Raw genomic sequence first — 14,648 nt, 5'->3', positions numbered from 1 at the left:
CTACGGTGCCTAGTCGGCAATCCCCTCAGGCACCGCTTCCTTGATGGCAGGCGCCAAGCTCACCAGCGGCGCCATGCCGTCCCCCGTCCGTCCCGCCGGGATCGTCACCTCGACATACGCCTTCCGCAACGTCGTCGTGAACCGGAACGACTTGTCGGACCGCTGCTCCAGCAGCCACCCCACCCCGTTCACCTCGACCCCGTCGGCCTCCGGATCGGCCATCTTCGCAGGCCGCTCGAGACCGCACCGCAGTATGATCGCCGGGTCGCCGCCCCACCCGGCGGTCAGCGGAGAGGCCGGTTCCGGATCGCGTCGGTCCAGCTTGTCGACCTTCGCCGGCAGCACCTGGTCAAGGCGATCGCAGAGCTTCGTGACCGCGGCGCCCGGAGTGGGAACCGCCACCGACGGAGCGTCGTCTGCTGATGAGCAGCCCGCGGCCGCGATCAACAACAGAGCGAACGCGGGCAGACCGAATGGCCGGTGACGGAAGAAGTTCACCGGCCAAGCGTAGACGGGGGCTACAGATGGACGACCGGGCAGGTCAGGGTACGCGTGATGCCGTCCACTTGCTGGACTTTCGCGACCACGAGCCGACCGAGTTCGTCGACCGTCTCCGCTTGCGCGCGCACGATGACGTCGTACGGTCCTGTCACATCCTCGGCCTGGAGGACTCCAGGGATCTTGCTGATGATCTCGGCGACGGTCGACGCTTTGCCGACCTCCGTCTGGATCAGGATGTACGCCTGTACCACGGAACCTCCAGGGCGGCCACGAGGATCATGTGGGGAAAAGGAACGGCCACGGTATCGCGTCGCCGCTCACCGCGGGGAGACCTGCGAGGACAGGGCTTGCGCGCCAGGGTGCAGGCACGACAGAAGTTGACGGTCACCTCGACCGTATCCAGGACGACGATGACGCGCGAGCGGGCACGGCAAGGCACAGAAGGGGCGCAAGCACAATGAAGGGCACTGTTGGTGAGCTAGGTGAGTTCGGGCTCATCAGGGAGCTCACCTCCCGTCTCACCACCACTCCGGCGGTCCGGGTCGGCCCGGGCGACGACGCCGCGGTGGTCGCCGCGCCCGACCGCCGGGTCGTGGCGAGCACCGACATCCTCCTTGAGGGCCGGCACTTCCGCCGCGACTGGTCCACCGCCTACGACGTCGGCCGCAAGGCCGCCGCGCAGAACCTCGCCGACATCGCCGCCATGGGCGCCGTGCCGACCGCCCTGCTGCTCGGCCTGGTCGTGCCCGCCGAACTCCCGGTGACCTGGCCCAGCGAGCTGATGGACGGCATCCGCGACGAGTGCCAGGTGGCCGGCGCCTCGGTGGTCGGCGGCGACGTGGTCCGCGGCGACACGATCATGGTGTCGATCACCGCGCTCGGCGATCTGCGCAACCAGGAGCCGGTCACCCGGGCCGGCGCCCAGCCCGGCGACCTGGTGGCCGTCACGGGCTGGCTGGGCTGGTCCGCGGCCGGCTACGCGGTGCTCTCCCGCGGCTTCCGCTCGCCGCGCGCCTTCGTGGAGGCCCACCGCCGCCCCGAGCCGCCGTACCACGCGGGCCCGGCCGCCGCCGGACTCGGCGCCACCGCGATGTGCGACGTCAGCGACGGGCTGATCGCCGACCTCGGGCACATCGCCGAGGCCAGCAAGGTGCGGATCGACATCCGGTCCGGTGCGATCGACGTCCCGACCCAGATGAACGACATCGGCCAGGCCGTCGGCGTCGACCCCATCCAGTGGGTGCTGACCGGGGGAGAGGACCACGCGATCGTGGCCACCTTCCCGCCGGACGTGAAGCTGCCGGCCCGCTGGAAGGTCATCGGCGAGGTCCTCAACCCGTCCGCGCTGCCCCAGGTGACGGTCGACGGGGCGCCCTGGACCAGCAAGGGCGGCTGGGACCACTTCGGGGACATCGAGTCATGAGCGTCCCGGGCGTCCCGGGCGTCCCGCGTGTGCTGACCGTCGCGGGTTCCGACTCCGGCGGTGGCGCCGGGATCCAGGCGGACCTGAAGACGATGCTGGCGCTCGGCGTGCACGGCATGAGCGTGATCACCGCGGTGACCGCGCAGAACTCCCGGGGCGTGCAGGGCGCTTGGGAACTCCCGGTCGAGGCGGTCCGCGCCCAGTACCGCAGCGTGGTCGACGACATCGGCGTGGACGCGGTGAAGACCGGGATGCTGGCCTCGGCAGAACTCGTCGAGGCGGTCGCGGAGTTGATCGCCGGGACCGACGCGCCCGTGGTGGTGGACCCGGTCGGCGTCTCCAAGCACGGCGACCCGCTGCTCGCCGCCTCCGCCCTGGACTCGGTCCGCACCGAGCTGCTCCCGGTCGCCACCGTCGCCACCCCCAACCTCGACGAGGTGGCCCAACTCACCGGCGTACACGTCGAGGCGGAGGCGGATCTACGACGGGCCGCGGCGGCCGTCCTGTCGTACGGACCGCAATGGGTGCTGATCAAGGGCGGTCACCTCCCCGGCGAAGCCGTCGACCTGCTCACCGACGGCACGGACGAACACCTGCTCCGCGCCCCCCGGCACGACAACCGGCACACCCACGGCACGGGCTGCACCCTCGCGTCCGCGATCGCGTCGCAGCTGGCGAAGGGGCGGTCCGTGCCGGAGGCGGTGGCGGCGGCCAAGGAGTACGTCACCGGGGCGATCGCGGCCGGGTTCGCGCTCGGCGCCGGGATCGGGCCCGTGGACCACGGCTGGGCCCTCGGAGCGGCGGCCGGGGCGGGGCTCGGAAGGGGTACTCCCGCAGCCTGATGTCGGTCGCCGCCTTCTCCGTCACCTTCTCGAAGAAGCGGGCCGGCGGCCGGGAGGCGAGCACCCGGCCCGGCATTCTGGGTACGGCAAAAAGCCGGTCCACCTCTCGGTGGACCGGCTCTGTGCAGCGAACCAGCGGTGGCCGCGCGCTCAGCGACAGTGCGTCAGCGCGAGACCTTGCCGGCCTTGATGCACGAGGTGCAAGCGTTCACGCGCTTCGGCGTCCCGCCGACCACGGTACGCACACGCTGGATGTTCGGGTTCCAGCGACGGGACGTACGGCGGTGCGAGTGCGAGATGTTGTTGCCGAAGCCCGGCCCCTTGCCGCAGACGTCGCAGTTGGCAGCCACGGGTCACTCCAAAGACTTCAGATGCACTTACGGTTGAATCCCGGCGTGCCGGGATCGAGATCCTGAGGACCAGAGATCTTGAGTGGCGTTGCCAGGGGAATGGCCCGATCAGATCGGGCAACCGGAGCAGCATACAACGGCTGCGTCGGTTAGACGAAACTAGCATGGCAGCTCAGGGGCCGACTCCCGGCCCACTACCGGTGGACACCCCTTCGGGGTCTACGCTGCGTCCCACGTCCGGCCAGCTCAAGGAGGCGCAGGTGGCGCAGGTGCCGCAGACATTCTTCGATGCTCTGGCGGTACGCACCTGGTGCGGCCTGTCGCTGGGCGCGCTCGGCCGGGCCCGCGAGGAGATCGACGCGATCAACGTCTACCCGGTGGCCGACGGCGACACCGGCACGAACCTGTATCTGACCCTGGAGTCGGCCACGGGCGCCGTGGAGGCCGTCTTCGCCGGTTACGAGCTGGGCGAGGAGATCCCGACCCTCGCCGACGCCGTCCGCGCGATGGCGCACGGCGCGCTCATAGGCGCGCGCGGCAACTCCGGCACGATCCTCGCCCAGCTGCTGCGCGGCATGGCCCACGTCCTCACCGGGGGCGGGGCGCCGGGTGAGGCGACTCACATCGACGGCGACGGGCTGCGGCTCGCCCTGCGGCACGCCGCCGACTCCGCGCGCCGGGCCGTGGCCCACCCCGTCGAGGGCACGGTGCTGTCGGTCGCGGCGGCCGCCGCGGACGCGGCCGACACGGCGGAGGGCGACTGCGGGGCGATCGCCCGGGCCGCCTACGAGGGCGCGTGCAAGGCGCTCGCGGCGACCCCCGGCCAGCTGGCCGCCCTGGAACGGGCCGGGGTGGTCGACGCCGGCGGCCGGGGCCTGGTCGCGGTGCTCGGGGCGCTGGTGGAGGCGTTCACCGGGGAGGCGGTGGCCTTCGACCCGCACGCCTACGCGGCCGTCCCGACCGCCCCCGCGCCCGTGGACGCCGTGTCCGACGCCCGGGCCGCCGCCTGCGCCGAGGCCGCCCCCGGACCCGCCTTCGAGGTCATCTACCTCCTGGAGGCCGGGGACGGCGCCGTGGACCGGCTGCGGGCCCGCCTCGACGCCCTCGGCGACTCCCTGGTCGTGGTCGGCGGCGACGGCCTGTGGAACGTCCACGTGCACGTCGACGACGCCGGCGCCGCCGTGGAGGCCGGCGTCGAGGCCGGGCGGCCGTACCGGATCCGGATCACCCACTTCGGCGCCGGGGACGCGCACGCCGGCGGGGAGCGGCCGCCGCGCGAGCGGGTGCAGCGGGCCGTGGTGGCCGTCGTACCGGGGGAGGGGCTGGCCGCGCTGTACGCCGAGGCCGGCGCGACCACCGTGCTCGCACGCCCCGGGGAGCCGCCCGCCAGCGGGGAGCTGGTGGACGCCGTACGGCGGGCCCACGCGCGCGAGGTGGTGCTGCTGCCCAACGACGCCGACCTGCGGCACACGGCGGCCGCGGCGGCCGAGCAGGTCCGCGCGGACGGCATCCGGGTCGCCCTCATCCCGACCCGCTCGGCGGTCCAGGGCATCGCCGCGCTCGCCGTGCACCTGCCGGACCGCCGCTTCGACGAGGACGTCGTCCAGATGACCTCGGCGGCGGGCGCCACCCGCTACGCCGAGGTCGTGGTCGCGGAACGGCAGTCCTGGACCATGGCCGGCATCTGCCAGGCCGGGGACGTGCTGGGCCTGATCGACGGCGACGTCGCGGTCATCGGCTCGGACGTGACGGCCACCGCCGAGACCGTCCTGGACCGCATGCTCCAGGCCGGGGGCGAGCTGGTCACCCTCGTCCTCGGCGACGAGGCGCCCGAGGGCGTCGCCGAGCGCCTGGAGGCACGCGTGCGCGAGGCGTACCTCGCCGTCGACACGGTGGTCTACGCCGGCGGCCGGCAGGAGGCCCCGCTCCTCATCGGCGTCGAGTAGACCGGCCGCTCACTCCTCGGTGGGCTCCAGCAGCTGCCGGGCCTCCGCCCGCCGGGCCCGGACCGTCTCGTCGGCCGGGTCGGCGCCCTCGTAGGCGTCCAGCACCGCACGCGCGCGTGCCGCCGCGTCCGCCGGGCGGCTCAGATCGGCCTCCAGCCAGCCCGCCGCGAGTTCGGCGCCGGTACGGCTGTGCAGCCCGTCCTCGCCCAGCGCGGCGAACACCGACACCGCCGCCGCCATCTCGGCGAGCGCCGCCTCGAACGCCTCCTGGATCGCCGCGTCCTCGGCGTCCTCCGGGACGGACCGGGCCAGCAGGTCACCGAACTGCCGGTGCGTGTGCCCGAGTTCCGAGGCGAGCCGCTCGGCCGCGGCCGGGTCGGCCGCGGTCTCCAGCGCCGACTCGCACTCCCGGACCGCGTCCGCCATCAGCTTCCGCGCGCCCTCCGGTCCCGCATCGGTACGCAGCGCCAGCCACGCGCGGGCCCGCAGCGAGCGGACCAGGAAGTGCACATTGCCCACCGCCCGCCACAGCTCGCCCGCGCGCGTGTACGCCCGGTCGGCCTCCACGGGCAGGTCCGCGTTGCCCAGCGACTCGGCGGCCAGGTGCGCGAGCGTGGCGTGGTCGTGCTGCTCGGGCCAGTGCCGGGCGATCTCGGCCGCCTGCAGCCGCCGTTCGGCCGCCGCGTGGTGCTCGCCGAGCTCGCTCAGACAGTCCCCGAGCCACCACTGGGTCTGCACCACGGCACCGTCCCCGTGCTTCTCGGCGCTCAGGTCGCCCAGCGCCGACTCCAGCACCTCGGCGGCCTCCGCGAACCGCCCCTGGCGCAGCAGGAAGCCGCCCAGCTGGTGCCGGGCCCAGGCGCCCAGGGTGCCGCTCTCCCCGGCCTCGTCGGCCCAGTGCGCGGCCTCAAGGGCGTGCTCGGCGGCCTCCTCGGCCGCCCCCCGCCCGCCGACCACCTCGGCGAGCTGGAGATGCAGCTGGGCCCGCCCGACCGGCTCCACGTACGGCCCGCCGTGCTCCAGGGCCGAGCGCAGCGCCCGCTCCGCCTCGGCCAGGTCGCCCTGCTCATGGGCGAGCGCGGCCACCCGCACCTCGTACTCGACCGCGAACCAGGGCAGCTCGGCACCGGCGAACTGCGTCGCCGCCTGCCGGAACAGCTCGCCCGCCCGCTCCCCGTCCCCGGCGTGCTCGGCCAGCTCGGCGAGCATCGCCCGCCCCTCGGCCGCCCGCGACACCAGCCGTACGTCGGCCCCGCCGCGCCCGCCGACCAGCGCCAGAAGCTCCCGTACGGCCTGCTCGGCGTCGGCCGCGCCCGCGGACCGCTCGTGCACCAGCCGCATCAGGATCCGCGCCCTGCTCATCAGCACGGACGCCGTCTGCCGCACCCCGGTGGCGTCGTCGGCGTACAGCGCGAGGATCCGGTCGTACGGATCGGTGATCGCGGCCAGCGCCTCGTCCAGCTCCCCGGCCAGCGCCCGTACGTACGCCGCACGCCCGCGTGCCGCGATCGCCTCGCCCTCGTCACCCGCCTCCGCGTACAGCTCGGCGGCCCGCTCGAACAGCTCCACGCCCTCCGGGCCGCGCCCCATCGCCGTGTGATCGGTGATCTCCGCGCGGACGTACGTGTCCACCTCGGTCTCCTCGGCGGCCTCCGCGACCGCCGCCCAGGCCTCCATGGCGTGCGGCTGAAGGGTGTCCGACAGCCGCCGGGCCTCGGCGAGCAGCGCGGGCAGCTCCGGGCGCTCCTCCGGCTCCTGCGGCGCGGGCGCCCGCAGCACCGGCGCGACCGGCCCGGCGGGCGCCGTCCGGGCCGCCCGCACCCCCAGCGGCAGCCGCTCCACCAGCGGCCGCCGGGCCATGCGCTCGCGCACCTGGTCGCCGACATGGGAGGTGCCGTTGCGGGCGTCGAACCGCGCGGCCAGCTCCAGCGCCTCCGCGCGCGCGTGGACGGCGAGTTCCCCGGCGGTCCACGTCCGCCCGGCGGGCCCCGGCACCCGCTGCCCGTCCAGGCCCAGCCCGGTCAGCCGGTCCATCAGCAGCGTCACCACCGCCATGAAGTCCATCCGGCTGCGCGGCTGCCCGGTGTCCGTGAAGTAGGCGGGACGTTCCGCCAGCAGCTCCAGACCGCGCGCCTCGTTGCCGGTCAGCGCGCAGAACTCCACATGGTCCGCGTAGGCGCCCCGCATGCTCTCCATCGGCCGGACGAGCCGGAACCCCCGCAGGTGATGCGCACGGGCCTCGTCGACCCGGCCCAGCCGCAGCAGCGGGACCAGGGAGGAGGCCAGCACCGTGTGCGGCTCGTGGGCGCAGCTGTACTCGCCCTCCAGCACCGGCCGCCACAGCTCCAGCGCCGCCTCGTCCCGGCCGTTCTTCAGCTGCCAGCCGCCCTGCCCGTGCAGCTCGCACGCGTGGCAGTCGGCCATCCGGTCCCGGTCCGCCGCCAGCCAGGCCGCGTACGCCCGCTCCGCGCGGGCCAGGTCCCCGACGTGCCCGGCGACACTGAACTCCGCGCTGCGCACCGCCCGCTCCGAGTGCCCGGCGAGCCGGTAGCGGTGCTCCATCTCGCCCAGCCACTTCTCGATCGAGGCGAGCGGGATGTGCGGCTGGTCGAGCATGCCGGCCGACATCCACTTGAAGACCCAGTGCAGCGAATGCGTCTCGTACTCGTCGAAGTCCTCGGGCCGCTCGTCCCACAGCCGCAGCAGCCGCGCGAACGGGACGAACATCTTGTCCTTCTCGGAGCTGTAGTTGTAGACCTTCAGCTGGTGCCCGAGCGCCTCGATCACGGCGAGCGGGACGTTCAGCTTCTCGGCCTCCAGCAGCAGCTGCTCCGCGCGCGCGTTGCGGGCGGGACCCTCCGGCTCCTCGGAGTTCTCGGCCAGCGCGCGGCGCAGCGAGTCGAAGTCGGTGATCTCGCCCATCAGCGGTCACCCTCCCCATGAGTGGCCCATTCCAGGAGGCCGATGAACGAGCGGTTGATCAGCGCCGAGTCGGCGGGCCGCAGCGGGCGCTGCGCCATCAGCAGCGCCTGCCCGTACAGCGACTCGGTCGCGGTGCCGATCAGCTCCGGGTCCTTCAGGGAACTGATCCGCCGGATCAGCGGGTTGAGGTGGTTCAGCACCAGCCGCGCGCGGGGCGCGCTGCCGCGCAGCGAACCCAGGATGCCCGCCCACAGGTCGTCCGCCTGCTCCTCGGCCTCCGCGCGGGCCTGCTCATGGCGGGCGGCGCGGTCGTCGAGGTGGAGGGCGGGGACGGAGAGGGGGTGGAAGGACCTCAGTACAATGTCACATTGCAGTGGGTCCAGCTTGGCCCGCGCCACCGCCAGGAACCCCGCCACCGCCAGCTCCTCCGCCGGGTCCACCGCGTCCAGATGCGCGGTCACGGTGTCCGCGTCCAGCTCCGCGACGACCGTCCCCGGCCGCACCGACGGCAGCGCCTCGACCAGCTCGCTGTCGTACGTGTAACCGCCGTTGATCACCCCGATGCCCTGCGCGGAGGCGATCGGCGCGACCTGCCGGTACTCCTCGACCGACCGCGTGAAGTGCACCACCGGGTGCCGCTGCGCGAACTCCTCCAGGGACAGCTGCCCGTCGGTGGTCTCGAAGGGGAGCCACGGCAGCATCGTCCGCAGCATCTCGCCGTCGTGCCGGGCCAGCGACTTCACGCCCAGGTGGTGCACGGACAGGAACGCGGAGAGCCGTTCCGGATCACCCGCCGCGAGACCGGTCAGCCAGGACCGAATCCTTTCGCCGAGCGCCTCCCGTACGGCGGCCAGCGTCTCGTCCTCGTACAGCGACTCGCGCGAGGCGGTCGGCCGCAGACTGTCCGTGTCCAGCACACAGCGCACGAAGAACGCCCAGTCCGGCAGCAGCTGTTCGGCCCGCTCGGTGAGCAGCATGCCCTTGAGGTGCACCCGGTGCGTGGCCCGTTGCGCCGGGCTCACCGCCGACGGCAGCACGTACGCCACCCCCCGGATCCCGGCCAGCGGAACGTCCAGCGCGATCGAGTCCAACGGCGTGAACCCGAACAGCTCGTGACAGTGCCGGGCCAGCGCCACCCGCCGGGTGCTGGGGGAGGGGTACGACCGGTCCCAGGGAGCCGGCAGGTCGGTGACCGCCTCGTCGCCCACCCGGACGTCGTACGGCAGCAGCGAACCGAAGTCCCGCGCCAGCGCGAGCACCCGCCGCTCGTCCAGCCACTCCGCCGCACCCGCCCGGGCCACCAGATGCACGGTGGTGCCGGGCTCCGGACGGGCCTCGGGCGCCAACGTCCGCACGGTGTACGACCCGTCGTCGCGCGCCGTCCACTCCACCGGCGGCGCGTCCGGCGTCCGGGCGCTGCGGCTGACCACCCGGATCCGCTCGGCGACCACGAAACACGCCAGCAGTCCGATGCCGAACTGCCCCAGGAAGTCGGAGCGGGCCTCCTGCAGCCCGTCCCCGCGCTTGGAACTCCGCCCGATGGTCGCGAGCAGGGTGTGCACGTCCGACTCGGTGAGCCCGACGCCGCTGTCCTCCACCCGCAGCGAACTGCCGTCCGCGAACAGCCGCACCCGGGCCGGGGCGTCGGGCTGCTCGGCCCGTCTCGCGGTGATCGCGTCCACCGCGTTCTGCAGCAGCTCGCGCAGGTAGACCTTGGGGCTGGAGTACAGGTGATGGGAGAGCAGGTCCACCAAACCACGCAGGTCGACCTGGAACGTATGGGGTGACTGTGATGCCTGGGATGACTCTGAGGTCTGGGAATCCATCGTCGCTGCGCCGGAGGGGGGAAGACGTGGTCGGCGCGGGGTCGGGCGGTCCCTGGTGGGGTGGTGACCGCGGAAGGATGGCCGGAGCGCGCCATCCTATGGCTCAAAACGACCGTCTGACCAGGGGTTTCCCGAACCGTATCCGGCATTGTCAGTGGTGTGGTGTGCAATGGATCTCGTGCCCGCACTGGAAGAACCACTGAAACAACCACTGAAGTCAGTGCTCGGCCCCGCCACCGCGAAGGTGATGGCCGAGCATCTCGGCCTGCACTCCGTCGGCGACCTCCTGCACCACTACCCCCGCAGATACGAGGAGCGCGGCCAGCTCACCCACCTCGCCGACCTGCCCATGGACGAGCACGTCACGGTGGTCGCCATGGTCGCCGACGCCCGCCTGCACACGTTCGCCTCCTCCAAGGCGCCCCGCGGCAAGGGGCAGCGCCTGGAGGTCACGATCACCGACGGCAGCGGCCGGCTCCAACTGGTCTTCTTCGGCAACGGCGTGCACAAGCCCCACAAGGAACTCCTGCCGGGCACCCGCGCGATGTTCGCCGGCAAGGTCTCGGTCTTCAACCGCCGCCTCCAACTGGCACACCCGGCGTACGAACTGCTCCGCGGCGAGGACCCCGCCGAATCGGTCGAGACCTGGGCCGGCGCCCTGATCCCGCTCTACCCGGCCACCGCCAAGCTGGAGTCCTGGAAGATCGGCAAGGCGGTCCAGACCGTCCTCCCCAGCGCCCAGGAGGCCCTCGACCCCCTCCCCCCGACCCTCCGCGAGGGCCGCGGCCTGGTCTCCCTCCCCGAGGCCCTCCTCAAGATCCACCGACCGCACACCAAGGCGGACATCGCCGCCGCCCGCGACCGCCTCAAGTGGGACGAGGCCTTCGTCCTCCAGGTCGCCCTGGCCCGCCGCCGCCACACCGACGCCCAACTCCCCGCGGTCGCCCGCAGACCCTCCTCCGACGGCCTCCTCAGCGCCTTCGACGACCGCCTCCCGTTCACCCTCACGGACGGCCAGCGGAAGGTCTCCAAGGAGATCTTCGACGACCTGGCGACGGAACACCCGATGCACCGCCTCCTGCAGGGCGAGGTCGGTTCGGGCAAGACGATGGTGGCCCTCCGCGCGATGCTCGCCGTCGTCGACGCGGGCGGCCAGGCGGCCATGCTCGCCCCCACCGAGGTCCTGGCCCAGCAGCACCACCGCTCGATCACCGAGATGATGGGCGAGCTGGCGGAGGGCGGCATGCTCGGCGGCGCGGACCACGCGACCAAGGTCGTCCTCCTCACCGGCTCGATGGGCACGGCCGCCCGCCGGCAGGCGATGCTGGACCTGGTCACCGGGGACGCGGGCATCGTGATCGGCACCCACGCGCTGATCGAGGACAAGGTCCAGTTCCACGACCTGGGCCTGGTCGTGGTCGACGAACAGCACCGCTTCGGCGTCGAACAGCGCGACGCCCTGCGCGGCAAGGGCAAACAGCCCCCGCACCTCCTCGTCATGACCGCCACCCCCATCCCGCGCACGGTCGCGATGACGGTCTTCGGCGACCTGGAGACCTCCGTCCTGGACCAGCTCCCGGCCGGCCGTTCCCCGATCGCCACCCATGTCGTCCCCGCCGCCGACAAACCCCACTTCCTGGCCCGCGCCTGGGAGCGGGTGCGCGAGGAGGTCGGCAACGGCCACCAGGCGTACGTCGTCTGCCCCCGCATCGGCGACGAGGAGGACGACCCGAAGAAGGCCAGGAAGTCGGCCGAGGACGAGGCGGAGAAGCGCCCGCCACTGGCCGTCCTCGACGTGGCCGACCACCTGGCCAAGGGCCCGCTGAGCGGCCTCCGGGTGGAGGTCCTGCACGGCCGCATGCACCCGGACGACAAGGACGCGGTCATGCGCCGCTTCGCGGCGGGCGACACCGACGTCCTCGTCGCCACCACCGTCATCGAGGTCGGCGTCAACGTCCCCAACGCCACCGCCATGGTGATCATGGACGCCGACCGCTTCGGCGTCTCCCAGCTCCACCAGCTGCGCGGCCGGGTCGGCCGAGGCTCCGCCCCCGGCCTCTGCCTCCTCGTCACGGAGATGCCGGAGGCGAGCGCGGCCCGCCAGCGCCTCACGGCTGTCGCCTCGACCTTGGACGGCTTCGAGCTCTCCCGTATCGATCTCGAACAGCGCAGAGAGGGCGACGTCCTCGGCCAGGCCCAGTCCGGCGCCCGCTCCAGCCTCCGCGTCCTCGCCGTCATCGAGGACGAGGAGATCATCGCGGAGGCGAGAGAGGAGGCGACGACCCTGGTGGCGAAGGACCCGGAGCTGACCGACCTCGCCGGCCTACGAACAGCCCTGGACGCCCTCCTGGACGAGGAGAGGGAGCAGTACTTGGAAAAGGGCTGATGGTCAGCGCCCCTGAAAGGGGCGCGGGGCTGTGTCCATATGCGGCTCCGCCGCGCGGGCGCGAGCAACCACGATGTACCAGCTGCCAAACTGAATCCACCACCACCCCGGACCGAGGATTCAAGATGACCCGCGTGATCGCAGGCGCAGCCGGCGGACGTCGGCTCACGGTGCCACCAGGCACCGGCACCCGCCCCACCTCCGACCGCGCACGCGAGGGCCTCTTCTCCACCTGGCAGTCCCTCCTCGGCGGCCCCCTGGACGGCGAACGCGTCCTGGACCTCTACGCCGGTTCCGGAGCGGTGGGCCTGGAGGCGCTCTCCCGGGGCGCCGGTCACACCCTCCTCGTGGAGGCCGACCCCAGAGCCGCCCGCGTCGTACGAGAGAACGTCAAGAATCTGGGCCTGCCCGGCGCCGAGGTACGAGCGGGCAAAGCGGAACAGATCATCCAGAACCCGGCACCGGCGCAGCCGTACGACATCGTGTTCCTCGACCCGCCGTACGCGGTCACAGATCACGATCTTCGGGAGATTCTCCTCACACTCCACTCGGGGGGCTGGCTAGCGCCCGAAGCCCTCGTCACCGTGGAGCGCAGCACCAGAGGCGGCGACTTCCACTGGCCGACCGGCTTCGAGGGCCTCCGGTCCCGTCGCTACGGCGAGGGAACGTTTTGGTACGGTCGCGCCGCCTCTACGTGCGAAGACGCACGATGACCGGACCGGAGAGCGAGGGATCACTAGTGCGCCGCGCCGTCTGTCCCGGGTCGTTCGACCCGATCACCAACGGACACCTCGACATCATTGCCCGCGCGTCCCGTCTGTACGACGAGGTCTACGTCGCGGTGATGATCAACAAGTCCAAGAAGGGCCTGTTCGAGATCGACGAACGGATCGACCTGATCCGCACCGTCACCGCCGACTACGGCAACGTCCGCGTGGAGGCCTTCCATGGCCTCCTCGTCGACTTCTGCAAGCAGCGCGAGATCCCCGCCATCGTCAAGGGCCTGCGGGCCGTCAGCGACTTCGACTACGAGCTGCAGATGGCGCAGATGAACAACGGCCTGACCGGCGTCGAGACGCTGTTCGTCCCCACCAACCCCACCTACAGCTTCCTCTCGTCCTCCCTGGTCAAGGAAGTGGCCCAGTGGGGCGGAGACGTATCGCACCTGGTTCCCGCGCCTGTTTTCGAGGCCCTCAACAAGCGTATTCACAGGGACTGATGGGGCTACAGTCGTCCCGTCCGTCTCCAACACAGCTGTAGAGAGTGGCGAGCGCAGGGTGGACGTACAGAAGAAGCTCGACGAGGTCGTGGCCACGGTCTCCGGTGCCCGGGCCATGCCCATGTCGGCGTCATGCGTGATCAACCGCGCCGACCTGCTCGCGATGCTCGAAGAGCTGCGCCAGGCGCTGCCCGGCTCCCTCGCCCAGGCCCAGGAGCTCATCGGTGACCGGGACCAGATGGTCGAGCAGGCCCGGATGGAGGCCGAACGGATCATCGAGACCGCGCACGCCGAGCGCGGCTCGCTGATCTCGGGCACCGAGGTGGCCCGCCGCTCCCAGACGGAGGCCGACCGGATCCTGGGCGAGGCCCGCCAGGAGGCCGAGGAGGTCCGCGCCGAGGCCGACGACTACGTCGACTCCAAGCTCGCCAACTTCGAGGTCGTCCTCACCAAGACCCTCGGCTCGGTCGGCCGCGGCCGCGAGAAGCTGCTCGGCACCGGCCCCGGCCTCGACGAGCAGGGCTACGAGGACGAGGACGCCCCCGAGCGCAGCCACGACCCCGAGACCCTGCGCCGGGACGCGGACGCCTACGTGGACGCCAAGCTGGGCGCCTTCGAGGCGGTCCTCGCCAAGACCCTGGAGGCCGTCGGCAAGGGCCGCGCCAAGCTGCACGGCCGGATCGCCACCGACGCCCTCGGCGCCCTGGCCGACGACAACACGACCTTCCAGCACTCCAGCGACGCCGACTACCTGGCCGACCTCGCGGCCCTCGCCGACCAGGACGACCGGGCGGCGCAGGCGGCCCAGACGGCCCAGAGCGAGCAGCCCGCCGCCGCCCAGCCCCAGAGCCGGCCCCAGTACGACCAGCAGCCCGCGGCACAGGATCCGTACGGCTACCCCCAGCAGCAGCCCGTCTACGCCCAGCAGGACGCGTACGGCTACCAGCAGGACCCCTACGGCTACCAGCAGGCCGACCCCTACGCGGCGGCCGCCTACCAGGGCTACGACACCGGCCAGCAGCCCGTCTACGACCCCACGCAGCAGCCGGCCCAGCAGATCCCGCACCAGACGCACCACCAGTCGTACGACCTCGACGAGACCAGCCTCTTCGACACGAGCATGATCACTCCGGAGCAGCTGAGGGCGTACGAGCAGGGCCGGGGCCTGTAGGAACCGGGCGGATTGGGCCGACAGCGAAAGGTCCAGTATCCTGGCTGTTCGGTCGCGTCTAC

General features: G+C 72.5%; 12 protein-coding genes. 7 read left to right on the top strand and 5 right to left on the bottom strand.

The window, feature by feature from the left end:
* Positions 1-9 precede the first annotated feature (9 nt).
* Together ACGFZS_RS30940 and ACGFZS_RS30935 are read right to left on the bottom strand one after the other, a co-directional pair.
* Positions 10-498 carry a DUF3515 domain-containing protein gene (locus ACGFZS_RS30940; protein WP_393797835.1) on the bottom strand — a complete coding sequence of 163 codons (489 nt, stop codon included), beginning with the start codon at positions 496-498 and terminating at the stop codon, positions 10-12.
* Between the two features lie 20 nt (positions 499-518).
* On the bottom strand, positions 519-752 hold the full coding sequence (locus tag ACGFZS_RS30935; RefSeq protein ID WP_355714353.1) for an Lrp/AsnC ligand binding domain-containing protein: 234 nt from the start codon (positions 750-752) through the stop codon (positions 519-521).
* 206 nt (positions 753-958) lie between these two features.
* Between ACGFZS_RS30935 and ACGFZS_RS30930 the strand changes: the two genes are divergently transcribed.
* Both ACGFZS_RS30930 and thiD read left to right on the top strand, forming a co-directional pair.
* On the top strand, positions 959-1,924 hold the full coding sequence (locus ACGFZS_RS30930; RefSeq protein ID WP_046733970.1) for a thiamine-phosphate kinase: 966 nt from the start codon (positions 959-961) through the stop codon (positions 1,922-1,924).
* A complete protein-coding gene (gene thiD, locus ACGFZS_RS30925) occupies positions 1,921-2,766 on the top strand; it encodes a bifunctional hydroxymethylpyrimidine kinase/phosphomethylpyrimidine kinase (RefSeq protein WP_393797834.1) in 846 nt (281 codons plus the stop codon). Before ACGFZS_RS30930 ends, thiD begins: the two co-directional genes overlap by 4 nt.
* Positions 2,767-2,930: 164 nt before the next feature.
* Here the strand turns inward: thiD and rpmB are convergent, their stop codons facing one another.
* A complete protein-coding gene (gene rpmB / locus ACGFZS_RS30920) occupies positions 2,931-3,116 on the bottom strand; it encodes a 50S ribosomal protein L28 (RefSeq protein WP_003993230.1) in 186 nt (61 codons plus the stop codon).
* Between the two features lie 260 nt (positions 3,117-3,376).
* Between rpmB and ACGFZS_RS30915 the strand changes: the two genes are divergently transcribed.
* Positions 3,377-5,062, top strand: coding sequence for a DAK2 domain-containing protein (locus ACGFZS_RS30915; RefSeq protein WP_393797833.1), 1,686 nt, complete (start codon positions 3,377-3,379; stop codon positions 5,060-5,062).
* Between the two features lie 9 nt (positions 5,063-5,071).
* Here ACGFZS_RS30915 and ACGFZS_RS30910 read toward each other — a convergent pair whose 3' ends face one another.
* Both ACGFZS_RS30910 and ACGFZS_RS30905 read right to left on the bottom strand, forming a co-directional pair.
* Positions 5,072-7,984, bottom strand: coding sequence for a tetratricopeptide repeat protein (locus ACGFZS_RS30910; protein ID WP_393797832.1), 2,913 nt, complete (start codon positions 7,982-7,984; stop codon positions 5,072-5,074).
* Positions 7,984-9,810 (bottom strand): HSP90 family protein, encoded by a 1,827-nt coding sequence (locus ACGFZS_RS30905; RefSeq protein WP_365691103.1) that lies wholly within the window; start codon positions 9,808-9,810, stop codon positions 7,984-7,986. The genes ACGFZS_RS30910 and ACGFZS_RS30905 overlap by 1 nt, the downstream gene beginning before the upstream one ends.
* A gap of 169 nt (positions 9,811-9,979) precedes the next feature.
* On the opposite strand from ACGFZS_RS30905, the gene recG reads away from it, so the two are divergent.
* The 4 genes from recG (at position 9,980) to ACGFZS_RS30885 (ending at position 14,586) form a co-directional block, all read left to right on the top strand.
* Positions 9,980-12,196: an ATP-dependent DNA helicase RecG gene (gene recG, locus ACGFZS_RS30900; RefSeq protein ID WP_393797831.1), complete on the top strand. Its 2,217-nt coding sequence runs from the start codon at positions 9,980-9,982 to the stop codon at positions 12,194-12,196.
* 125 nt (positions 12,197-12,321) lie between these two features.
* Complete coding sequence (rsmD, locus tag ACGFZS_RS30895; RefSeq protein ID WP_393797830.1) at positions 12,322-12,909, top strand: 16S rRNA (guanine(966)-N(2))-methyltransferase RsmD; 588 nt, start codon at positions 12,322-12,324, stop codon at positions 12,907-12,909.
* Between the two features lie 26 nt (positions 12,910-12,935).
* Positions 12,936-13,415, top strand: a complete 480-nt coding sequence (gene coaD / locus ACGFZS_RS30890) for a pantetheine-phosphate adenylyltransferase (protein ID WP_355714369.1) — start codon at positions 12,936-12,938, stop codon at positions 13,413-13,415.
* Positions 13,416-13,473: 58 nt separating this feature from the next.
* Positions 13,474-14,586 (top strand): cell division initiation protein, encoded by a 1,113-nt coding sequence (locus ACGFZS_RS30885; RefSeq protein ID WP_393797829.1) that lies wholly within the window; start codon positions 13,474-13,476, stop codon positions 14,584-14,586.
* Positions 14,587-14,648 lie beyond the last annotated feature (62 nt).

The sequence above is a fragment of the Streptomyces sp. NPDC048288 genome, assembly GCF_043201555.1.
GTDB lineage: Bacteria > Actinomycetota > Actinomycetes > Streptomycetales > Streptomycetaceae > Streptomyces.
This window is presented reverse-complemented; position numbering and strand designations above follow the sequence as displayed.